17 protein-coding genes are annotated in these 20,905 nt (G+C 69.9%); 6 read left to right on the forward strand and 11 right to left on the reverse strand.

What is annotated here, in order from left to right; genetic code table 11:
* The first annotated feature begins 90 nt into the window (after positions 1-90).
* Entirely contained in the window at positions 91-930 is an 840-nt protein-coding gene (locus tag A5705_RS22530) for a sensor domain-containing protein (RefSeq protein ID WP_068280174.1), read from the forward strand.
* A 23-nt stretch (positions 931-953) separates the two neighbouring features.
* Complete coding sequence (locus A5705_RS22535) at positions 954-1,922, forward strand: aldo/keto reductase (protein ID WP_067883517.1); 969 nt, start codon at positions 954-956, stop codon at positions 1,920-1,922.
* Between the two features lie 6 nt (positions 1,923-1,928).
* Here the strand turns inward: A5705_RS22535 and A5705_RS22540 are convergent, their stop codons facing one another.
* The 5 genes from A5705_RS22540 to A5705_RS22560 form a co-directional block, all read right to left on the reverse strand.
* Positions 1,929-2,696 carry an SDR family oxidoreductase gene (locus tag A5705_RS22540; RefSeq protein ID WP_082956643.1) on the reverse strand — a complete coding sequence of 256 codons (768 nt, stop codon included), beginning with the start codon at positions 2,694-2,696 and terminating at the stop codon, positions 1,929-1,931.
* A gap of 91 nt (positions 2,697-2,787) precedes the next feature.
* On the reverse strand, positions 2,788-4,542 hold the full coding sequence (locus A5705_RS22545) for a sensor domain-containing diguanylate cyclase (RefSeq protein WP_067883519.1): 1,755 nt from the start codon (positions 4,540-4,542) through the stop codon (positions 2,788-2,790).
* Positions 4,543-4,671: 129 nt separating this feature from the next.
* Positions 4,672-6,822 (reverse strand): glycogen debranching protein GlgX, encoded by a 2,151-nt coding sequence (glgX, locus tag A5705_RS22550; protein ID WP_068280178.1) that lies wholly within the window; start codon positions 6,820-6,822, stop codon positions 4,672-4,674.
* A gap of 69 nt (positions 6,823-6,891) precedes the next feature.
* Entirely contained in the window at positions 6,892-8,073 is a 1,182-nt protein-coding gene (locus A5705_RS22555; RefSeq protein ID WP_067883521.1) for a zinc-dependent alcohol dehydrogenase, read from the reverse strand.
* Between the two features lie 60 nt (positions 8,074-8,133).
* The gene (locus tag A5705_RS22560; RefSeq protein ID WP_068280181.1) at positions 8,134-8,856 is read right to left on the reverse strand and encodes a GAF and ANTAR domain-containing protein; all 723 of its coding nucleotides are present in this window, start codon (positions 8,854-8,856) and stop codon (positions 8,134-8,136) included.
* Between the two features lie 338 nt (positions 8,857-9,194).
* Here A5705_RS22560 and A5705_RS22565 point away from each other — a divergent pair, with 338 nt between their 5' ends.
* Positions 9,195-10,511 carry an NAD(P)/FAD-dependent oxidoreductase gene (locus A5705_RS22565; RefSeq protein WP_068280183.1) on the forward strand — a complete coding sequence of 439 codons (1,317 nt, stop codon included), beginning with the start codon at positions 9,195-9,197 and terminating at the stop codon, positions 10,509-10,511.
* Here A5705_RS22565 and A5705_RS22570 read toward each other — a convergent pair.
* Positions 10,508-10,873: a helix-turn-helix transcriptional regulator gene (locus tag A5705_RS22570; RefSeq protein ID WP_068280186.1), complete on the reverse strand. Its 366-nt coding sequence runs from the start codon at positions 10,871-10,873 to the stop codon at positions 10,508-10,510. The genes A5705_RS22565 and A5705_RS22570 overlap by 4 nt on opposite strands.
* A gap of 143 nt (positions 10,874-11,016) precedes the next feature.
* Here A5705_RS22570 and A5705_RS22575 point away from each other — a divergent pair, with 143 nt between their 5' ends.
* Entirely contained in the window at positions 11,017-11,475 is a 459-nt protein-coding gene (locus tag A5705_RS22575) for an Hsp20/alpha crystallin family protein (RefSeq protein ID WP_067883561.1), read from the forward strand.
* An 80-nt stretch (positions 11,476-11,555) separates the two neighbouring features.
* The gene (locus A5705_RS22580) at positions 11,556-12,248 is read left to right on the forward strand and encodes a PAS and ANTAR domain-containing protein (protein WP_068280188.1); all 693 of its coding nucleotides are present in this window, start codon (positions 11,556-11,558) and stop codon (positions 12,246-12,248) included.
* On the opposite strand, the gene A5705_RS22585 is transcribed toward A5705_RS22580, so the two are convergent.
* Positions 12,238-13,623 (reverse strand): wax ester/triacylglycerol synthase family O-acyltransferase, encoded by a 1,386-nt coding sequence (locus tag A5705_RS22585; RefSeq protein WP_067883526.1) that lies wholly within the window; start codon positions 13,621-13,623, stop codon positions 12,238-12,240. The two genes, A5705_RS22580 and A5705_RS22585, sit on opposite strands and share 11 nt — an antisense overlap.
* Positions 13,624-13,733: 110 nt before the next feature.
* Here A5705_RS22585 and ppsA point away from each other — a divergent pair, with 110 nt between their 5' ends.
* Complete coding sequence (gene ppsA, locus A5705_RS22590) at positions 13,734-16,130, forward strand: phosphoenolpyruvate synthase (RefSeq protein ID WP_067883527.1); 2,397 nt, start codon at positions 13,734-13,736, stop codon at positions 16,128-16,130.
* Between the two features lie 257 nt (positions 16,131-16,387).
* Here ppsA and A5705_RS22595 read toward each other — a convergent pair whose 3' ends face one another.
* The 4 genes from A5705_RS22595 to A5705_RS27950 all read right to left on the reverse strand — a co-directional run bounded on the left by A5705_RS22595 (position 16,388) and on the right by A5705_RS27950 (position 20,884).
* The gene (locus A5705_RS22595) at positions 16,388-17,266 is read right to left on the reverse strand and encodes a 3-oxoacyl-[acyl-carrier-protein] synthase III C-terminal domain-containing protein (protein WP_067883528.1); all 879 of its coding nucleotides are present in this window, start codon (positions 17,264-17,266) and stop codon (positions 16,388-16,390) included.
* Positions 17,250-18,353 carry a 3-oxoacyl-ACP synthase III family protein gene (locus A5705_RS22600; RefSeq protein ID WP_067883529.1) on the reverse strand — a complete coding sequence of 368 codons (1,104 nt, stop codon included), beginning with the start codon at positions 18,351-18,353 and terminating at the stop codon, positions 17,250-17,252. The genes A5705_RS22595 and A5705_RS22600 overlap by 17 nt, the downstream gene beginning before the upstream one ends.
* Positions 18,354-18,387: 34 nt before the next feature.
* Entirely contained in the window at positions 18,388-19,377 is a 990-nt protein-coding gene (locus A5705_RS22605; RefSeq protein WP_067883530.1) for an NAD(P)H nitroreductase, read from the reverse strand.
* A gap of 67 nt (positions 19,378-19,444) precedes the next feature.
* Positions 19,445-20,884 (reverse strand): bifunctional aminoglycoside phosphotransferase/ATP-binding protein, encoded by a 1,440-nt coding sequence (locus A5705_RS27950; RefSeq protein ID WP_068280221.1) that lies wholly within the window; start codon positions 20,882-20,884, stop codon positions 19,445-19,447.
* Positions 20,885-20,905 lie beyond the last annotated feature (21 nt).

Here is a 20,905-nt window from a genome sequence, read left to right on the forward strand (position 1 = left end):
AGTCGGGGAACACCGGGTTGGGCTGGTGAACCTGGTAGAGCGGGATGCGGTCGACGCCCGCCGGCCGCCGCGCTGGCGACGCAATCGCTGGTGTTCGCGTTCCTGTCCCCGCCCGTCGGCGCGATCCTCGGGCACCTGGCGCTCGCTCGGATCCGGCGCACCGGCGAGCCGGGCCGCAACCGCGCGGTGGCCGGGGTGGCGCTGTCGTATGCGTTGGTCGCGCTGTTGGTCATCGCCCTGGCCGGGTGGGCCGGCCTGGCCGCGTTGCGATCCACCCCGAGCCGTACGCCGGGGCCGGCCGCCACCGCCGCGGCGCCGGCGGGTCCGACGGTCGAACCGGCAGGTGTGGCCGCCCTGTTGCCCGGCGCGGGCGACCTGAAGACCCTCACCGACGACCAGAACGTCGAGGCCGGCCAGTCCTGGGACCACCCGTCCAGGTCGGACCGGGAGGGGACCATCGACCGCCCGGAGTGCTGGGGCGCCATCGCGCCGGGAACCCCGGACGCCTACAACGTCGACGCCCTGTTCGGCTACCACGCCGCGGAATTCTCCGACACGCGCAGCCTGCTCAAATCGGTCCAGGTGATCGAGGCCGCCGCGGCGTTTCGCGACGCGGCGGCGGCCCAGTCGCAGCTGCACAAGCTGCAGGACGGGTGGCAGCAGTGCGGCGGGACGACCGTGAGCGTGACGATTCCCGAGGCGGGCGCGATCCCGTTCGCCGTGGGCCCGCCCGCCGACGCCGGCAACGGCATCACCACGTTGGGCCTGACGCCCAAGGGGCTGCAGGTGCGTTCGGCCCGCGCGATCGCGGCCAAGGCCAACGTCGTCGTCGACCTCTACGTGTCCTACAGCGGCACCACCGACGCCGACCGCCCCCGGGCCACGGCCGTGAGCATCGCGAACTTCGTGCTCAACAAGATCCCCGGCTGAGGCGCCCCAGTAGGGTGGGGCCCATGAAATACCTGGACGTCGACGGCGTCGGATCCGTCAGCCGAATCGGCCTGGGCACCTGGCAGTTCGGGTCGCGGGAGTGGGGCTACGGGGAGGGCTACGCCTCGGGCGCCGCCCGCGACATCGTGCACCGGGCCCGCGCCCTGGGGGTCACGCTGTTCGACACCGCCGAGGTGTACGGGCTGGGCAAGAGCGAGCGGATCCTGGGCGAGGCGCTCGGCGACGAGCGCGCCGAGGTCGCGATCGCCAGCAAGATCATGCCGGTGGCGCCGTTCCCCGCGGTGGTCAAGCAGCGGGAGCGCGCCAGCGCGCGCCGGCTGGGCGTCGACCGCATCCCGCTCTACCAGGTTCACCAGCCCAACCCGGTGTTCCCCGACTCGGTGATCATGCCGGGGATGCGCGACCTGCTCGACGAGGGCAAGATCGGCGCGGCCGGCGTCTCCAACTACTCGCTGGAGCGCTGGAAGAAGGCCGACGCGGCGCTGGGGCGGCCGGTGATCAGCAACCAGGTGCACTTCTCGCTCGCCCATGCCGGCGCCCTGGAGGACCTGGTGCCCTTCGCCGAGCGCGAGAACCGCATCGTGATCGCCTACAGCCCGCTGGCGCAGGGGCTGCTGGGCGGCAAGTACGGCGCGGACAACCGTCCCGGCGGCGTGCGCGCGGTGAACCCGCTGTTCGGCACGGAGAACCTGCGCCGCATCGAGCCGCTGCTGCAGACACTGCGCGACGTCGCGGCCACGGTCGGGGCCAAGCCGGCCCAGGTGGCGCTGGCCTGGCTGATCAGCCTCCCGGGTGTCGTGGCGATTCCCGGCGCGTCCAGCGTCGAGCAGCTCGAATTCAACGTCGCGGCCGCCGAGGTCGAGCTGCCGCCGGATTCCCGCGAGGCGCTCACCGACGCGGCCCGCGCCTTCCGGCCCGCCTCGGCCGGGCGCTTCCTGACCGATTTGGTCCGGGAGAAGTTGGGGCGTTAGGACTGCTCAGGACTGCTTCGAGTCCGCGAACGCTGCCGGGCTGGCGGGCGCGCCCCGCGCCACCACCACCGGCATCGAGGTGGCCGCGTCGGTCCGCAGGACGGTGTGCACCACGTCGATGAGGTCCTCGACGGGCATCAGCTTGCCGGGCATGCAGCCGCGCGACGCCCAGAGCGGGACGGCCTTCATGGCCAGGTCCATGTCCCAGCCGATGTTCATGCCGGTCTGGCTGTCGCCCTCGCCGCCGGCGCACTCGCCCACGATGAGGGTGGTGAAGCCGATGTCCGGATGCTCGGCCCGCCACGCCTCGACGAGCCGCTCCAGGGCCGCCTTGCTGACGCCGTACGCGCCGAGTCCCGGCCACGGCGGGCCGAACGTGCCCGCGTCGGAGGACAGGTAGACCGCCTTGCCCGCGGCGCCCGTCAGGTGCGGGACCGCCGCCGCCGTCACCAGCGCCGCGCCGATGACGTTGGTGTCGAAGATCCGCCGCCACGTCTCGGCGTCGGTGTCGACCATCCGTACCAGCGGACCGACGGCCGGCGTGTAGACGAGGTTGTCGATGCCGCCGAGCGCCTCGGCGGCGGCGGCGATCGCCGACCGGCACGACGCCTCGTCGGTCACGTCGCACGCGATGGCGACCGCACCCGCCCCGGCCTCCTGCGCCGCGGCCTCGATGCGCTCGCGGCGCCGGGCCAGCAGGGCGACCCGATCGCCGCGCTGCGCCAGACCGACACCGATGCACCGCCCGAGTCCGCTCGAGGCGCCCACCACCACTGTCCTTGACATATTCGCCCTCTCCTGTAACGAGCTGCCGTCGGCAAAAACCTACCGGATTGCGCCCGTCACGTGGCGATGGTCAGGCTGATCAGTTGCTGATGACGGTGTTCCGGTCCCCCAGCTTGGCCTGGTACATGGCCGCATCGGCCCGGGCCGTGATCGTGTCGACGGAATCGCCGGGCTGCGCAAGCGTTGCGCCGATGCTCAGGGTCGCGGAGTACGTCTTGCCGGCTACGTGGATGGGATCGGCGGCGCGGCAGCGAATCTTCTCCGCGATGTGGCCGAGTTCCTCGGCGCTGCGCACGCCGGGCAGCAGGACCAGAATCTCGTCGCCTCCCGTCCGGCCGACGGTGTCCCCCCGGCGAACGCTCCCCCGGATCCGGGCCGCCAGGGTCGCCAGCACGAAGTCGCCGATCCCGTGCCCCCAGGTGTCGTTGATGTCCTTGAAATGGTCGACGTCGCAGAACAACACGCCGACATGCGTTCCTACGTGTTGCGGTTCCTTCAGCGCGGAGGCGAGCCGGTCCAGGGCCTCGGCCCGGTTCACCAGACCGGTCAGGGTGTCGAAGCGCGCCAACCGCTCGAGTCGCTGCTCCGCCTCGACCTGGTCGTCGACGATGCGCAACGCCGCGATCACGCCGTCGGTGTCGCCGTCGGCGTCGACGTACGGTTTTCCGTGGCCCTCGACCCAGTGGTCGGTGCCGTCGGCGGAACGAATCCGGAACCGTTGCAGGACCGCGTCACCGGCGGCGACCCTGCGCAGCGCGTCGATGACCGTCTCCAGGTCGCGCGGATGGATATGGCGGCTGAGATCGGAGCCGGTCCAGCTTTGCGGTGGCCGGCCGAACGCGGCCTCCACGGAAGGTGAGATCCACGCGACGTCGGCGCCGCGAAGGTGCACGATGATGTCCACCGCGTTCTCGGCGAGGATGCGATAGCGCCGCTCGGCGTCGGCGCGTTCCTTGCTGACCAATTCCTTCTCGATCAGCAGTTTCTGCTCGCGCTGGCTGAGATAGAACGTGACCGCCCCGACGATGAGGGCGCCCAGCAGCACCGAGAAGGTCCACTCCGCGTGCTCACCCAGCCCGAGCCCCAGGAAGACCGGCCGCGACAGCGCAACGACGACCGGAAATCCGGCGAGGATGGCCACCAACCGGAGCAACGACGTCCGATCGGGCCGGGCGAGCAGCCAGGCGACCGGGAACCGGTCGGGGCGCGTCAGCGACGTCGCGGCGGCGAGCAGCAGCAGCGCAAGGCCCGTCATGAGCGCCTGACCGGTCGACGGCGAGTAACCCACCAGCGCCAGTGCGTTGAACAGGTACGCACCGACCGTGACCGCCGGGATGGCGGCGCCGGCCGCCATGCATGCCGGCCACACCAGGCGGGTCCACCGATCCACCCGGATCAGCGCCGCGGCGGCCGCCAGGAGCAGGACCGACAACGCCGTCTGCGGGCTTGGGCGCCCCGGCCAGGTCTGTTGCGACGCGCGCACCGCGTCGCCGAACCACACCTGGTCCATGGCCGACGACGACCCCCCGGCCGCGTACTCGATCAGGGTCATGCCGGCGAGGGCGCCGACCGCCAGCGCGAGCCCGCGCCCTGCCGGGACGCGGCCACGCGGTGGATTGCCCGACTGCGCCGCGATCGCCGCCGCCAGCGCCGCCAGCCACAACGCGGTCCACGGCATCATCTGCGGCCAGGCCGGATAGACCCTGGTCAACTCGTCGGTACCGGTCGCCCAGCCCGCCCAGGCCGCGCCGGCGAGCGCGAACCCGGCGGCCAGCGCGATCCGTCGGCACCAGGCCACGTCGTTCAGGCGTCCGTCCGGGCTCGACCTCTCCATCGGGTGCCCCTTCCTCGCCCGGCGGCGGCGCAACCGACATTGTGCGCGGAGCGGAAGCCGATGTCTCGGGGCAGAAGGTCATCAATCCCGGTGCGGAAGGTCACCAATGTGACCCGGCGATCGTCCCGCTCAGCCGCCGTCCGGGGCCTGCAGCACCACGGCGCTGTGCGCGTCCACGGTGAACGTGCCCCCGCCGGGCACCTCCTCCGCCGGGGTCTCCTCCTCCGGTCCGGTGAAGATGACCAGCTGCCAGGAGGCGCCGAATTCCTTTGCCGGCAAGGTGAATTCGATCGGCTCGTGATGGGCGTTGAAGCACAACAGGAACGAGTCGTCGAGGACGCGCTGGCCCCGGGCGTCGCGGTCGGGGATGCCGTGGCCGTTGAGGAACACCGCGACCGACTTCGCGAACCCCGCGCCCCAGTCCTCCTCGGTCATCTCCGCCCCCTCGGGGGTGAACCAGGCGATGTCGGGCAGCCCGTCCTGCCCGCGGCGACCCAGGGGCTTGCCGGAAAAGAACCGGCGGCGCCGGAACACCGGGTGGTTGGCGCGCAGCGCCGACACCGTGCGGGTGAATTCCAGCAGGCCGTTATCGGCCTTCGCCCAGTCGATCCAGGTGAGCTCGTTGTCCTGGCAGTAACCGTTGTTGTTGCCGTTCTGGGTGCGGCCGAGCTCGTCGCCGTGGCAGATCATCGGCACGCCCTGGGAGAGCAGCAGCGTGGTGAGGAAGTTGCGCTGCTGGCGGGCGCGCAGCGCGTTGACGTCCGGGTCGTCGGTCGGCCCCTCCGCGCCGCAGTTCCAGGACCGGTTGTGGCTCTCGCCGTCGTTGTTGTCCTCGCCGTTGGCCTCGTTGTGTTTCTCGTTGTAGGACACCAGGTCCCGCAGCGTGAACCCGTCGTGCGCAATGACGAAGTTGATCGACGCCACCGGCCGGCGCGCCGTGTGCTCATAGAGGTCGGCCGATCCCGACAGGCGGTAGGCGAACTCGTCGAGCGTGGCCGGCTCGCCGCGCCAGAAGTCGCGAACCGTGTCGCGGTACTTGCCGTTCCATTCGGTCCACTGCGGCGGGAAGTTGCCCACCTGGTAGCCGCCGGGGCCGACGTCCCACGGCTCGGCGATGAGCTTGACCTGGCTGATCGTCGGATCCTGTTGCACCAGTTCGAAAAACGTCGCCAGCCGGTCGACGTCATAGAATTCGCGGGCCAGCGTGGCGGCCAGGTCGAAACGGAAGCCGTCGACGTGCATCTCGAGCACCCAGTAGCGCAGCGAGTCCATGATCAGCTGCAGCGCGTGCGGATGCCCGACGTTGAGGCTGTTACCCGTGCCGGTGTAGTCCATGTAGTAGCGCTTGTCGTCGTCGACCAGCCGGTAGTAGGCGGCGTTGTCGATTCCCCGCATCGACAGCGTCGGGCCCAGGTGGTTGCCCTCGGCCGTGTGGTTGTAGACGACGTCGAGGATCACCTCGATGCCGGCCTCGTGCAGCGCCCGCACCATCGCCTTGAACTCCTGCACCTGCCCGCCCGGGGAGGTCGCGCTCGAGTACTTGAAGTCGGGTGCGAAGAACCCGATCGTGTTGTAGCCCCAGTAATTCGACAAGCCCTTGTCCACCAGGGTCGAGTCGTTGGCGAAGTGGTGCACCGGCATCAGCTCGATGGCGGTGACGCCAAGGCTCTTGAGGTGCTCGATGATCACCGGGTGCGCCACGGCCGAGTAGGTGCCGCGCAGCTGCTCGGGGATGTCGGGGTGGGTCTGCGTGAGGCCCTTGACGTGCGCCTCGTAGATGACGGTGTCGGCGTACTGGTGGTCCGGGGGCCGGTCGTTGCCCCAGTCGAAGTAGGGGCTGATCACCACCGACTTGGGCATGCTGGGGGCGGAGTCGTCGTCGTTGCGGCTGTCGGGGTCGCCGAAGTTGTAGCTGAACAGCGACTGGTTCCACTCGAATGAACCGTCGATGGCCTTCGAGTACGGGTCCACCAGCAGCTTGTTCGGGTTGCAGCGCAGGCCGTTCTCCGGCTCGTACGGGCCGTGCACGCGGTAGCCGTAGCGCTGCCCCGGTTCGATGCCGGGGATGTAGGCGTGCCAGACGAATCCGTCGACCTCGGGCAGCGGGATCCGGCTCTCCACCCCGTCGGCGTCGAACAGGCACAGCTCCACCCGCTCGGCCACCTCGCTGAACACCGCGAAGTTGGTGCCGGCGCCGTCATACGTCGCGCCCAGCGGATAGGCCCTGCCGGGCCACACTTCACCGGTGGGCGTGGGCGCGAGGGGTTCTGCGGATGTCATGGCGCTTTCAATACCCTGCGGCGGCCGCTTCCAAACAGCGGTGCGGAAGGGCTTGCGGCGGAGCGGTTTTCAGGGTTTTAACATGACTTTTACCGCGCCGTCCTGCTTCTTCTGGAAGATCTCGTAGCCGTGCGGGGCCGCATCGAGGGGCAGCACGTGGGTGGCGAAGGTGTCGACGCCGAGCGGGTCGCCGTCGCCCAGCAGCGGCATGATGTCGTCGACCCACCTCTTGACGTTGGCCTGCCCCATCCGCAGGGTCACCTGCTTGTCGAAGAGGGTGAGCATCGGCAGCGGGTCGGCCATCCCGCCGTAGACGCCGATCAGCGAGATGGTGCCGCCCCGTCGCACGATGTCGATGGCGGAATACAGGGCGCTGAGCCGGTCCACGCCGGCGGTCTGCATGACCCGCTTGCCCAGGAAGTCCGGCAGCATCCCGCTGGCCTGCTGCGCCAGCCGTGCCGCGGGCGAACCGTGCGACTCCATCCCCACCGCGTCGATCACCGAGTCGGTGCCCCGGCCGTCGGTCAGGTCGCGGATCGCGTCCCCCAGGGGCGCGTCGAGCCGGCCCAGATCGATGGTGTGGATGCCGCGCTCGGCGGCGCGGGCCAGGCGCTCGGGCACCAGGTCGACGGCGATGACCCGGTAGCCGAGATGATCGGCGATGCGCGCGGCCATGTCCCCGATGGGGCCCAGGCCCAGCACGGTCACCGACCCGCCGTCGGGGATGTCGGCGTAGGCCACCGCCTGCCAGGCGGTGGGCAGCACGTCGGACAGGTAGACGAAGCGCGAATCCGGCGGTCCCTCAGGGACTTTGATGTGCGTGAACTGCGCCTGCGGGACGCGCAGCAGCTCGGCCTGGCCGCCGGGGACTTCGCCGTAGAGCTCCGAGTAGCCGAACAGGGCCGCGCCCATGCCCTGGTCGCGCACCTGGGTGGTTTCGCATTGGGTGTAGAGCCGGTTGCCGCACATGTAACAACGGCCGCAGGAGATCTGGAACGGGATGACGACCCGGTCGCCGACGCGCAGGTCGCCGGTTTCCGGGCCGACCTCGCGCACGATCCCCATCGGTTCGTGGCCCAGGATGTCCCCGGGCTTCATGAAGGCGCCCAGGATCTCGTAGAGGTGCAGGTCGGACCCGCAGATGTTGGTCGAGGTGACCTCGATGACGGCGTCGGTGGGCCGCTCGATCTTGGGGTCGGGCACCGACTCCACCCGGACGTCGCGCTTGCCTTGCCACGTGACAGCTTTCATGGGCCTGGCGCATACCCGCGCCGCGCCGGCCGAAACGGCTCGGGTGGCCGTGTGCCGGGTTTACGCGCCGCGCGCGGTCTGATGGCGGCGCTTGAGCGGATGCTCGGCGTCGATCAGCGACCTGGCGATCTCGATGAGCTTGGTGTTGGATTGCTGCGAGAGCCGGGCGAGGAGTTCGAACGCCTCGACCGCGTCCAGGTTGAAGCGTTCCATGACCACACCCTTGGCCTGGCCGATGACGTCGCGTGACGCGAGCGCGCTGCGGAATTGGTCCTGGCGGCGCATCATCGACCACGCCAGGGCGACGTGGGTGGCGAAAACCCCGCCGACTTCCAGTGATTCGTCGGTGAACGCGTGGGGATGGTCGGCATAGAAGTTGAGCGCGGCCATGGTGCCGCTGTCGGCGAACAACTCGTAGGACAGGATGGAGCGGATCGGGGTCTGCTCGAGCGCGTGCATCTGGTATTTCGGCCACCGCTGATCGAGGTTCAGGTCCTCGACGTGCATCACGTGGTGCTGCCACACGGCCGACAGGCACGGCCCTTCGCCGTACCGGTTCTGGATCGCGTCCAGAACCATCGGGTAGCGATGCGTGGCGGCGACGTTGCTGACGGCCTTGGTCTTGTCGGCCAGCGTGATCCCCGCGTACTGGCAGCCCGCCACGTGCCGGACGCCGCTGTCGATGAGTTCGTGCAGCCCGACACCCGTGTCGGTGCCCTGGCGCTCGAGTTCGGCGATCAGCCCCGCCAGCCGTGCCACCACCGTGGTGTTGTCCACCGGCACGACGTCACCCCCTCGAGAGCTTCTTCATTCTGGTCCGTGTACGCCCACTGCATCCGCCGCCCGGCCGAGCCCCGCTCACCCGTGTCATGGTGGCGAGGACCGATCGACGGTGTCGACGCACGAAACGAAGTCTATGGGCCAGTCAACGAAGTGCAAAGCAGGTTACGAACGCTGCGCGGCCCGCGGGACGAAGCCGGCCGGCGGCAAGCGAAGGGGATTCGCGGCACGCCGAACGCCTTGCGAACCCGGAATTGTTGTGCCGCAATAAATAACGGCCGCGTCCTGGGACGCCCCGGCGGCGTCGGGCTAACCCGGCGGCACGGGTTAGACTCGCCTTGATGACCTCGATCGTGATCGTCGGCAGCGGCTTCACCGGATTCACCTGCGCCCGCCACCTGTCCCGCATCCTGGGCCGACGGCGGGCGCCCGTCCACATCACGATGATTTCCCCGGTCGACTACATGCTGTACACGCCCCTGCTGCCCGACGTCGCGGGCGGGGTCGTCGACGCCCGGTTCGTCGCGGTTCCCCTGGCCAACACGCTCAAAGGGGTCCGCGCCGTGCGCGGCCGCGTCGACGGCGTGGACTTCGCGCAACGCACGCTGACCTATTGCGACCCCGAGGAACGCAGCCACACCATGTCCTGGGACCGGCTGGTGCTCACCCCGGGGTCGGTGACGCGGCTGTTCGACGTGCCGGGGCTCGCCGCCCACGCGCGGGGGCTGAAGACCACCGCCGAGGCCCTCTACCTGCGCGACCACTTCGTCGAGCAGCTCGAGCTGGCCAACATCGAGGACGACCCGGCCGGCCGGCAGGCGCAGGCGCGGCGCACCGTCGTGGTGGTCGGCGCCTCGTATTCGGGCACCGAACTGGTGGCCCAGCTGCGGGCCCTGGCCGACGCGGCGGCCAAACAGATGGGCTTTTCGGCCGCCGACGCCAGGTTTTTGTTGCTGGACACGGCCGAGCAGGTCATGCCCGAGGTGGGACCAAAGCTGGGCGAGGCCGCGCTCAAGGTGCTGCGCCGCCGGGGCATCGACGTCCGGCTGGGCACGACGCTCAAAGAGGCGCACGCGGATCACGTTGTGCTCAGCGATGATTCGCGGGTCGACACCCACACCGTCGCCTGGGTGACGGGGGTGACCGGCGCGCCGCTGATCCAGCGGCTCGGCCTGCCGACGGAGCGGGGCCGGCTCACGGTCCAACCCGACCTGCAGGTGCCCGACCACCCCGGCGTGTTCGCGGCCGGTGACGCGGCGGCGGTCCCCGACCTGACGCAACCGGGAAAGATCACGCCCCCGACGGCGCAGCACGCGACGCGTCAGGGCAAGGTGCTCGCCCGCAACGTGGCCGCCAGCCTCGGGCACGGCACGGTCAAGCAGTACAAGCACCGCAACCTGGGTCTCGTGGTGGACCTGGGGCCCCGCTACGCCGTCGCCAACCCGCTGGGCGTGCACCTGTCGGGGTTGCCGGCGAAGGCCGTCACGCGGGCCTACCACCTCTACGCGGTTCCGCGCGCGGTCAACCGGTGGGCGGTGGCGCTGGCCTGGCTGACCGACGCCCTGTTCGCCCGGTCGGTGGTGTCGATCGGCCTGTCCTCCGAGGAGGACGCGCAATTCGCCGCCAGCGAGGGCATCCCGATGCCGAAGACCGGTTAGGCGCCGGTCCGCTTCTTGGCTCCCGCGGTTTTTGCCGCGCTGCGCAGACTGTGGTTGGTGGAGCGCAGGTCGGAGTTGGCCGCCGACAGCGCGGCGTTGTCGTCCTCGAGGCTCAGGATGCGCGCGACGCCGGCCAGGTTGACCCCGGCGTCAACCAGCGCGCTGATGCGCTGGAGCCGGGCCAGGTCGTCGGCGCTGTAGCGCCGCGTTCCGCCGTCGCTGCGGGCCGGCGTCAACAGCCCGTAGCGCTCGTAGAGGCGCAGCGACTGCACCGGGATGCCGGAAAGCTCGGCGGCAACGGAGATTCCGTACACCCCGCGGTCGGGCGCCGGCGCCCCGGTGTCACCGGCGTTGTCGGTCATCGGGCGTCCCCCAAACGAACTTGCACAGAAAATCTCTTTATCACACTTGCGGCGAGCTGTCGATGATGTTATATGAAATCTATGTCATTGGACATAGGTAATAGCCACTTCACAACAGCAGATTGGAGTGAGAGGTGACCGCCATGCTGATGCGTACCGACCCCTTCCGTGACCTGGACCGCTTCGCCCAGCAGGTGCTGGGCACGGCCGCCCGGCCCGCCGTGATGCCGATGGACGCCTGGCGCGAGGGCGAACAATTCGTCGTCGAGTTCGACCTGCCGGGCATCGACGCCGACTCGCTGGACATCGACATCGAGCGCAACGTGGTAACTGTGCGCGCCGAGCGGCCGGCCGTCGACCCCGACCGCGAGATGCTGGCCACCGAGCGGCCGCGCGGCGTGTTCAGCCGCCAGCTCGTGCTCGGCGAAAATCTCGACACCGACAAGATCGAGGCCTCCTACGCCGAAGGCGTGCTGAGACTGCGCATCCCGGTCGCCGAGCGCGCCAAGCCGCGCAAGATCACGGTCGGCCGCGGCAACGGATCTGCAGGCCACACTGCAATCAACGAAAACGCCGCGAAGAGGGAGGTGATAGACGCCTGATCGATCCGCGGGCGGGGCGGCGTTTCCGGCGCCGCCCTCCCCCGCGCCGGAATCATCGACGCGAGGAGGCGAGGTCCGCCATGAAATGGGAGCTGAACGGCCAAACGCCCGCTGTCGAAGGGGCGTTGGCGGGTGGCGTGCCGCAGCGCGCGGGGTGGTTCCGGTTCTATTTCGCGGACCAGCGGTGGGAATGGTCCGAGGAGGTGCAACGGATCCACGGCTACCAACCGGGCAGCGTCACCCCGACGACCGAGTTGGTGCTCGCGCACAAACACCCCGACGACCGCGGGCAGGTCGCGGCGACGATCGATCAGATCCTCAACAACCACCAGGCGTTCAGCACCCGCCACCGGATCATCGACACCGGTGGCAACGTGCGCCACATCGTGGTCGTCGGTGACCAGCTCCTCGACGAGGAGGGCGAGGTGGTCGGAACGCACGGGTTCTACATCGACGTCTCCCCGCTGGCCGAGGGCACGCAGGAGGAGCTCGTCACCGCGCGCCTCGCGGAGATCAACGGGCACCGCGCCGGCATCGAGCAGGCCAAGGGCATGCTGATGCTGGTCTACAACATCGACGACGGCGCCGCGTTCAACCTGCTGAAATGGTTGTCGCAGGAGGCGAACGTCAAGCTACGGCTGCTGGCCGAGCAGATCGTCGAGGACTTCCGGGACGCCCGCCCGACCCCCTACTCACAATCGGAGTTCGACCACCTGCTGCTGACCGCACACCGACGCATCCGCCGCTCCGCCAATCAACCGGTCAACGGCTAGCGGATTTGCGTGCGGCCTTCACCAACTGGGCGACGCCGCGCTCGATGCCCGCGGCGAGCGCCTCGATGTCCGGTGCGGTGTCGTAGTCGGCGGTGATGCCGAAGACGAACGTGTCGGCGTAGCTGAGCATCGCGACGCCCGTGCGCACCTGCAACGCGATCGGCGGGACCGGCAGGATTTCCAGCACCCGCCGGCCCATCAGCGTCTGCTTCTTGCGCGGTCCGGGAACGTTGGTCGCCAGCGCGACCACCGCCCGCTGGGGCAGCCGCGCGAGCAGGCGAATTCCCCACGCGGTCAAGGCGAACGGGATGTTACGGGCCGCCGAGACCAGCGCGCTGCCCCCCTCGCGCTGCCCGCTGGCCTTGGCCCGGGTGAGCCGGCTGTGCACCAGCCGCAACTGCTCGACGGGATCGGCCTCGTCGACCGGCAGCAACGGCAGCATCGCCGAGACCTGGTTGTCGGTCATGCCGAAGTGGTTGGTCGGGCGGACCGAGACCGGGACGAGGGTGCGCAGCGAGTTGTGCGTCGGCCGTTCCCCGCGCTCGAGCAGCATCCTGCGGTAGCTGTCCGTGATGGCCGCCAGCGCCACGTCGTTGAGGGTCACGTCGAATGCCCGGGCGACCCGCTTCAGGTCGGCCAGCCGCACTCGCGCCGCGCTGAACCGTCGCATCGTCGTGACGGGACCGTTCAGTGAGGATTCCGGCGCCGCGCGGAACACGCTCGCCGTGAGTTCGGCCGCGCCGAACGCGACGTGTTCGGCGGTCGCCGCCGCCGTGAGCGCGCCGCGCCCGATCTGGCCGATCCAGCTGAACGGGTTGAGGCCGAGCCTGGGCAGGCCCGGGCCGGAGCCGTCCGGCCGCTTGGCGGCGCGGATGTCGGTGGCGAAGGTGTTGGCGCCGCGGTCTTCCGCGTCGTCACTGAACCTCGCCAGCAGCTGGGCGGTCGCGATGCCGTCGGCGACACAGTGGTGAATCTTGGTCAAGACGGCCCACCTGTCGCCGCTGAGGCCCTCGATGACGTAGCACTCCCACAGCGGGCGCTCGCGGTCGAGCCGTCGCTCCATGACGGTCGCGATCGTCTCGAACAGCTCGGCGTCGCCACCGGGATGCGGCAGCGCCAGGCGGTGCAGGTGGCGGGCGATGTCGAAATGCGGGTCGTCCACCCATTCGGGGGCGCCGAGATCCAGCGGCCGGGTCCGCAACACCTGCCGGCACCGCGGAATGGTCGGCGCGCGATCGGCGAAGGCGGCGACGAACTCGTCGTAGGCCGGAGCGGGCCCCTCCATGATCGACACGCCGCCGACCGCCAGGCTCACGTGCGGATCGGAGTCTTCGACTTCGAGGAACGTCGCGTCGAGCGCGGTCAATTGCTCCATCTCGCTACTTTCCGCCCCCGCGCGGCCCCGTGGTCAGAGCCAGAAGTCCTCACCTTTCGGGGCCTAATGACGGCAGCGCGGCGGCGCCGGCGGGTCATATCGTGAGGCCCATGAGCGGGTTCAACTACATTCGGTTCTTCGAAGAAATAGGCATCGACGACGTGCCGGTGGTCGGCGGCAAGAACGCCTCGCTCGGCGAGATGTACCAGAAACTGTCCGGGCAGGGCATCCGCGTCCCGCACGGCTTCGCCACCACGGCGCAGGCGTACCGGCACATGCTGGACCGGGCCGGCGCCTGGGACGCCCTGCACGCCGAGCTCGACGGCCTCGACCCCGACGACGTCGCCGGGCTGGCGCGCCGGGGCAAGCGGGCCCGCGAAATCGTCTACGGCGCAGGGCTTCCCGACGACCTGGCCGCCGAGATCGTGGCCGCCTACCGGATGCTGCAAGCCGAGTACGGCGAGGAGGTCAGCCTCGCGGTGCGCAGCTCGGCGACCGCCGAGGACCTGCCGACGGCCAGTTTCGCCGGCCAGCAGGAGACCTTCCTCAACGTCCGGGGGCCCGAGAGCCTGCTGGACGCGTGCCGCCGGTGTTTTGCCAGCCTGTTCACCGACCGGGCCATCCACTACCGCATCGACCAGGGCTTCGACCATTTCAAGGTGTCGCTGTCGATCGGGATCATGAAGATGGTGCGCTCCGACCTCGCGTCGTCGGGCGTGATGTTCACCCTCGACACCGAATCGGGCTTCAACGACGTCGTTTTCATCACCGGCGCCTACGGCCTCGGCGAGAACGTGGTGCAGGGCGCCGTCGACCCCGACGAGTTCTACGTCCACAAGCCGACCTACCTGGCCGGCCACCGCGCCGTGCTGCGCCGCCTGGTCGGCGACAAGGCGGTGAAGATGGTGTTCGTCGAGGGCGGCACGAAGCACACGACACGCAACATCCCCACGCCCAAGGCCGACCGGGCCCGGTTCTGCGTCACCGACGCGGACGTCCTGGAGCTGGCCGGGTATGCGTGCACCATCGAGAAGCACTACGGCCGGCCGATGGACATCGAGTGGGCCAAAGACGGACTGGACGGGCGGCTCTACATCGTCCAGGCCCGCCCCGAGACGGCGGCATCACAGCGCAGCCTGACCACGGTGGAGTCCTATGTGCTGGAAGGCAAGGGAGAGGTGCTCACCGAGGGGCGCTCGGTCGGCGAGAAGGTCGCGTCGGGCGTGGCCAAACGAATAGACCACCTCGAGCACCTGTCGAACTTCCAGCCCGGGCAGGTGCTGGTCGCCGACACCACCACGCCCGACTGGGAACCCGTCATGAAGATCGCCGCCGCGATCGTGACCAACCGCGGCGGTCGCACCTGCCACGCCGCGATCATCGCGCGCGAACTGGGCATCCCGGCCGTGGTCGGCGCCGGCGACGCCACTACGAGCGTCCCCGACGGCGACGTCGTCACCGTCTCGTGCGTCGAGGGCGACACCGGGCGGGTCTACCGCGGCGAGGTGGGCTTCCACGTCGACCGCACCGAGGTGGCCGGGCTGCCGCGGCCCCGGACCCAGATCATGGTCAACCTCGGCAACCCGGATCTGGCGTTCAAGACGTCGTTCTTGCCGAATGACGGTGTGGGACTTGCCCGGATGGAGTTCATCGTCAGCGAATACATCAAGGTGCACCCGATGGCGCTGCTGCACCCCGAGAAGGTCGGCGACGCCGAGGCGCTGCGCACCATCGAACGGCTCACCCGCGGCTACCCCGACGGGGCCGCGTTCTTCGTGGAGCGCCTCTCCGAGGGCATCGGCACCATCGCGGCGGCCTTTTGGCCCAAGCCCGTGGTGGTCCGGATGTCCGACTTCAAGACCAACGAATACGCGAGCCTGTTGGGGGGCAACGCCTTCGAGCCCACCGAAAGCAACCCGATGATCGGCTTCCGCGGCGCCTCGCGCTACGCGCACCCGGCCTACGCCGAGGGCTTCGCGCTGGAGTGCCGGGCGATGAAGCGGGTCCGCGAGGAGATGGGCCTGACCAACGTCGTCATCATGCTTCCGTTCGTGCGCCGGGTGGCCGAGGCGGACCTGGTGCTTTCGACGATGGCCGACCTGGGCCTGCGGCGCGGCCAGAACGGGCTCGAGGTCTACGCGATGTGCGAGATCCCCAACAACGTGATCCTGCTGGATCAGTTCGCCAAGCGCTTCGACGGCTTCTCCATCGGCTCCAACGACCTGACGCAGCTGACCCTCGGCGTCGACCGCGACAGCGAGATCGTCGCCTTCGACTACGACGAACGCGACGACGGCGTCAAGGAGATGATCCGGTTGGCCGTGGAAGGCTGCCGCCGCAACGGGATTCACTCGGGGCTGTGCGGGCAGGCGCCGTCGGATTACCCGGACATGGCCGAGTTCCTCGTCCGCGCCGGCATCGACTCGATCAGCCTGAACCCCGACGTGGTGGTGAAGACCACCCGCCAGATCCTCGAGCTGGAGCGCCAGGCGGTGCCGCTGCAGTGAAATGCTCTCCGGGCGTCATCCTGGCGTTGCGCGTGACTGCTGGGCGTTGCGTGTGAATGCTCGGCGTTGCGTGTGAATGCTGGGCGTTGCGTGTGACTGCTGGGCGTTGCGTGTGACTGCTGGGCGTTGCGTGTGACTGCTGGGCGTTGCGTGTGCGCTCACGGCGGCGACACGCCGATGGGAACCACCCTGTGCGCACACGCAAAGCCCTGTGCGCACACGCAAAGCCCTGAACGCACACGCAAAGCCGCAAGACCTCAGACCCGCTCCGGCTGGCGATACAGCGCCGCACCGGCGGTGACGCCCGCGCCCGCGGCGACCAGCAGCACCCGCGCGCCCGCAGGCAGCCGTTCGGCCTCCGGCTCGAACGCCGCCGCCAGCGCGGCCGTGTGCACGCGCGAATCCTCTGCGACGCGGACCTTTTCGACCGGCACCCCGAGCGCCTCGCTCAGCGCGGCGCGATACCCGGGCCGGGCCGGTGCGGCGACGATCACGTCGATGTCCGCCAGGCTCGCCGACTGGGCATCCAGGCAGGCGCGTGCCGCCGCCGCGGCCGCCGCGGCGAATCGCTCATCGACGTCCTGCGACTGGTTGAACCGCAAGACGTTCCGCGCATCGGCGAACCCCACTGTGGCGGAGAAGGTCTCGGGTTCGTCGGTGTTGACCCACGACACCCGGCTCAGGCCGTGGTCGTCGTCGGTCCACCGGCACAGCACCGCGGCGCCGGCCGCCGAGAACGGGAAGTGCTCGCTCATCCCGTGACCCGGGTCGGCGTCGCTGGCCACGATCAGCGCACGGTGGACGCTGTGTGTCCGCAGGAACCCGTCGACGATGTGCAGAGCGGTCAACACCCCGCAGGAGCCGTTGGCGACGTCGAAGGAGAAGGTGCCGTGCGCGCCCGCGTGCGGATCCTCGGGATTGGCCCCGATGTCGTCCTGGATCAGCGCGGCCAGCGCCGGCTCCCCCAGGTTGCGGTCGCGGTAGATCCCGGCGTTGACAACCAGATCCAGTTCGTCCGGGTCACATCCGGCCCGCTGCAGGCAGTCCTTCGCGGCGGTTACCGCCAACCGCAGCGCGCTGTGCCGGCCGCGCAGCCGCGGGTGCGCGAGGTCGACTCGATCAATGACTGTGCCCATAGCGGTTCACCAGATCCTCGTCCAGGGTCAGCAAGACCACGCCGATCTCCAATCCCGAGGCCAGCGCGAGCAGCGCGACCGTCTCCCCCGGCTCGATGCGCCCGGCCTCGAGTTCTTCGACCAGCGCCACGGTATGGGTGGTCGACGCCGTGTTGCCGTAGCGGTCGACGGTGATCACGGCGTCGTGCCGCGGGCTGTCGCCGAACGCCTCCGACATGCGGGCCATGCCCTTGCGGATGGCACGCGCCGAGGTCTGATGGGTGATCACGTGGTCGATGTCGTGGATCGAAAGACCCACGGTATCAAGCACTTCGCTCAACAGCAGCGGGGTGTTGGCGATCGCGGCCTTCTGGATGGCGCGGGAGTTGGTGAACATGCGCGCGCCTGGATCGTGGCCCTCCGGGTATGCCAGGCAGAGCCGGCTGTAGTCCGCCACCGTGGTGAAGCCGGCGAGGCTGATCCCCGCCGAGCCCACGGGAGCCCGCTCGAGCAGCAACGCCGCGCCGGCGTCACCGAGGGTGAGGCAAGCGAGCTCCTTGCTCATGATGTTGCGAATGTGGCGGGCCGCGTTGTGGCCCAGCTGCGAGATGTACTCACCGCTGACGACCAGCCCCCGCTCGACGATCCCCTGTCGGATCCAGTTGTTCAGAATCGTTACACCCGTGAGCATTCCGGCGCAGGCGTTCGACACGTCGAACGTCATCGCCTGCGGCGCCCCGATCGCGTGGGCCACCGCGGAGCTCATCGTCGGCTCCAGCCATTGGGTGAGCCCGCCGCGGAATTTCGTGATGCTGCAGCTGATCACCACCTCGAGCGCCGCCGGGTCCTGCTGCGCGGTGGCCAGGCAGTTCAGCGCCGCCGAGGTGGCCAGGCTGTAGGAGTCCTCGTCGCCCACGGAGACGCGGCGCTCGCGGATCCCGGTCAACCGCTCCAGGTCGATGTGGGTGCGGTGGCGGGTGCTAGCCATCAATTCGTCTGTGGTGAGCCGGGTCTCGGGCAGCTGCCGGCCGGCGCCGGCCACCCGGGCGACGAACGGGGCGGGGGCACCCTCCGCGGCGGTCTCCATCACCAGCCAATGCCGAGTCATCGGCGACACCTCCTTGTTCGGTGCGGGCCGCCCGTCACCTGCGAAACTCCAGGACCTCGGTCACCAGCCGCCGGGCGGTGGATTCGACGGGGGGGCCGTTCAGCGTCGATTCGCCGACCCGGATCAGCAGCTGCGGCGTTCCTTCGGTCCCGGTGAGCTGCCTGATGGTGTCTCGGCTCATGGCCATCTCGGTCATGTGGGTCAAGGTGCAGGTGGCCATCCCGGCCACGGTGCACTCGAGCAACACCGCCGACAGCGCCTCCCCGCAGCGCAGCACGTCCAGCCGAGAGTCATCGTGCAGCGTGGAGAGCACCACGATCTTGGAGCGGTCGTGGTCGACTCCCGAGCGGTGCGGGTCCACGCCGGCCGGGGGGAAGGTGCGCGCGATGTCCACCGTCGCGGCTTCCGCGCCGGACACCAAAGCGCCGTCCGGGACGTGGGTGGCGTCCGACTCGAACGGGGATGTCCACCAGCGCAACTCGGATATGTAGGACGTGTCGAAGCGGCGCAGCTGCTCGATCAGGTGTGATGCCTCGGCCAGGGTTGGCCGCGCATCGTCGGCCACCACGTCCAGCAACACCTGATAGGGCAGAACCGCGCGGCGCAGCGCCGTCTCCACCGACGCCCACCTCCGCGGGACGGCGAACGGCAACCGATCCGTGCGCCGCCGCCCGATCGCGGCGGCCCGTTGCCGCTGCGCGTCCGTCACGACATCGACCGGCCGGAACTCGACGGCGGCCAGCAGGTCCGGTTCCGAGGCAACCGGAAGGCGGGTGGTCACGGAGTCCCAGCCGGCGGCCGCCATGGCGACCCTGAGGTGGTCGAGCACCGCTCCGCAGCTCAAGATCAATTCCCGTCCCGTGCGGTCGGTCGCGTGCATCAGGCGCCGGGGATCGGCCCACAGCTGCAGGCGCGCGCCCTCGACCACCCACCGCCAGGGCTGACTGTTGTGCAGCGAGGGGGCCCGGCTCGCCAACATCACTGCGTCCCGGATGGCCTCGGAGTCCGGCGCCTTCACCAGCATGTCAACCACCTCAACTAGCCTCTGCAAGTCGACACTAAGAATTCGGCTCGCCGGGCTGACAGGGCCGTTAGTCCCGAACGACCGGGGCGTTGGGCTCCAAGGGGGAGCGCCAGACGCCGAGGGCCTGTCGCGCCGAGTCCTCGGCGGACCCGGAGGTGTCGATCCGGTGCGCGGTCTCCCAGCCGCGTTGCTGGGCGGCCAACACCGCCGCGATCTCCCGGGTTACTTCGGAGTTGCCGGGCGGCCTGGTGGTGATGCGGCCGGCGGCCGTGTCGGTCGCCGCCTCGCACCGCAGTTCGACCGTCGCCGAATGTGTTTCGGACGCGAGGCGACGGGCCTCGGCGCGCATCCGCGGATCCCGCCAGGTGCCGTCGAGGATCACCGAGTGCCCCTCGGCGAGCAGCGGGCGCGCCCGCCGCAGGGCGGCCTCGTAGACGGCTTCGACGTTGCCCGGGCTGTACAGTCCCTCGTTCAGCAGGCCGGCGTCCCCGGTGATGGCGCGCGCATCCCGCAGCTCCCGCCGCACGTCGTCGGTGGAGATCACCTGCGCCCCAGTCCGTTCAGCGAGGGCCCGGGCGACGGTGGACTTGCCGGTACCGGGGTTGCCGCCGACCAGCGCCAGGCGCACCCGCGCGGCTTCCAGCTGCTCGACGGCGATGGCGAGGTGCCGGCCGGCGTCGCCGGCCGCCTCGGGCTTGCCCTGTGACAGCCGCACGCAGTCGACCTTCGCCCGGACACCGGCGCGGTAGGCGATGTAGAAATGCGCGAGCGCCGGCGGCACGGCGCGCGCCGAGTGCGCGGCGTAGCGCTGCAGGAAGTGCTCGCCAAGGTCCTTGCGGCCCAGGAACTGAAGATCCATCGCGAGGAAGGCGGCGTCGTCGACGCAGTCGACGTAGCGGAGTTTGTCGTCGAACTCCAGACAATCCAGCAGCGCGGGTCCGCCCGGGACGCAGAAGATGTCGTCGGCGAGCAGGTCGCCATGGCCGTCGACGATGAGCCCCTCCTCGATGCGCCGCCCGAACAGCGGCCCGCGGCCCGCGAGGAATTCGGCGGCGAGGTGCCGCACCCGCGACAGGGACTCGGGCGGCAGCGTGCCCGCGTAGCGGTCGAGTTCGGCGAGGTTGTCCCGCCAGCGGCGGTCGATCGCGCCGGGCTCGCCCTCGGCGTCGATCGCCGGGCCTCGCTCGGCGCCCTGGTGAAACCGCGCCAGCACGGCGGCGATGGCGTCCAGCAGGCCCGCAACGGGCTCGCCGGCGCCGCGCCGCACGATCGACGCCAGCCGATCCTCGTCGCGGTAGCGACGCATGACGACGATCGGTTCGGCCGGTCCGCCGGCCGGGTCGCTGAGGTGGGCGACCCCGAGGTAGCTGTCGGGCGACAGCCGGCTGTTCAGCTCGACCTCACGCCGGCAGGCCCGCTCGCGCTGCTCCGGCGCCCGAAAGTCGAGAAAGTCGGTCAGCACCGGCTTTTTCGCCTTGAAGGCCCGGTCACCGGCCAGCACGACCATTCCCGTGTGGGTTTCGTGTAC

This window comes from Mycobacterium sp. E787, assembly GCF_001668725.1.
In the GTDB taxonomy this organism is placed as follows: Bacteria; Actinomycetota; Actinomycetes; order Mycobacteriales; family Mycobacteriaceae; genus Mycobacterium.

Excerpts from the sequence above, each read along its gene's own strand:
- A5705_RS22535 (WP_067883517.1), top strand. The coding sequence starts at position 954 with ATGAAATACCTGGACGTCGACGGCGTCGGATCCGTCAGCCGAATCGGC.
- A5705_RS22545 (WP_067883519.1), bottom strand. The coding sequence starts at position 4,542 with ATGGAGAGGTCGAGCCCGGACGGACGCCTGAACGACGTGGCCTGGTGC.
- glgX (WP_068280178.1), bottom strand. The coding sequence starts at position 6,822 with ATGACATCCGCAGAACCCCTCGCGCCCACGCCCACCGGTGAAGTGTGG.
- A5705_RS22555 (WP_067883521.1), bottom strand. The coding sequence starts at position 8,073 with ATGAAAGCTGTCACGTGGCAAGGCAAGCGCGACGTCCGGGTGGAGTCG.
- A5705_RS22565 (WP_068280183.1), top strand. The coding sequence starts at position 9,195 with ATGACCTCGATCGTGATCGTCGGCAGCGGCTTCACCGGATTCACCTGC.
- A5705_RS22570 (WP_068280186.1), bottom strand. The coding sequence starts at position 10,873 with ATGACCGACAACGCCGGTGACACCGGGGCGCCGGCGCCCGACCGCGGG.
- A5705_RS22575 (WP_067883561.1), top strand. The coding sequence starts at position 11,017 with ATGCTGATGCGTACCGACCCCTTCCGTGACCTGGACCGCTTCGCCCAG.
- A5705_RS22580 (WP_068280188.1), top strand. The coding sequence starts at position 11,556 with ATGAAATGGGAGCTGAACGGCCAAACGCCCGCTGTCGAAGGGGCGTTG.
- A5705_RS22585 (WP_067883526.1), bottom strand. The coding sequence starts at position 13,623 with ATGGAGCAATTGACCGCGCTCGACGCGACGTTCCTCGAAGTCGAAGAC.
- ppsA (WP_067883527.1), top strand. The coding sequence starts at position 13,734 with ATGAGCGGGTTCAACTACATTCGGTTCTTCGAAGAAATAGGCATCGAC.
- A5705_RS22595 (WP_067883528.1), bottom strand. The coding sequence starts at position 17,266 with ATGGGCACAGTCATTGATCGAGTCGACCTCGCGCACCCGCGGCTGCGC.
- A5705_RS22600 (WP_067883529.1), bottom strand. The coding sequence starts at position 18,353 with ATGACTCGGCATTGGCTGGTGATGGAGACCGCCGCGGAGGGTGCCCCC.
- A5705_RS22605 (WP_067883530.1), bottom strand. The coding sequence starts at position 19,377 with ATGCTGGTGAAGGCGCCGGACTCCGAGGCCATCCGGGACGCAGTGATG.
- A5705_RS27950 (WP_068280221.1), bottom strand. The coding sequence starts at position 20,884 with ATGGTCGTGCTGGCCGGTGACCGGGCCTTCAAGGCGAAAAAGCCGGTG.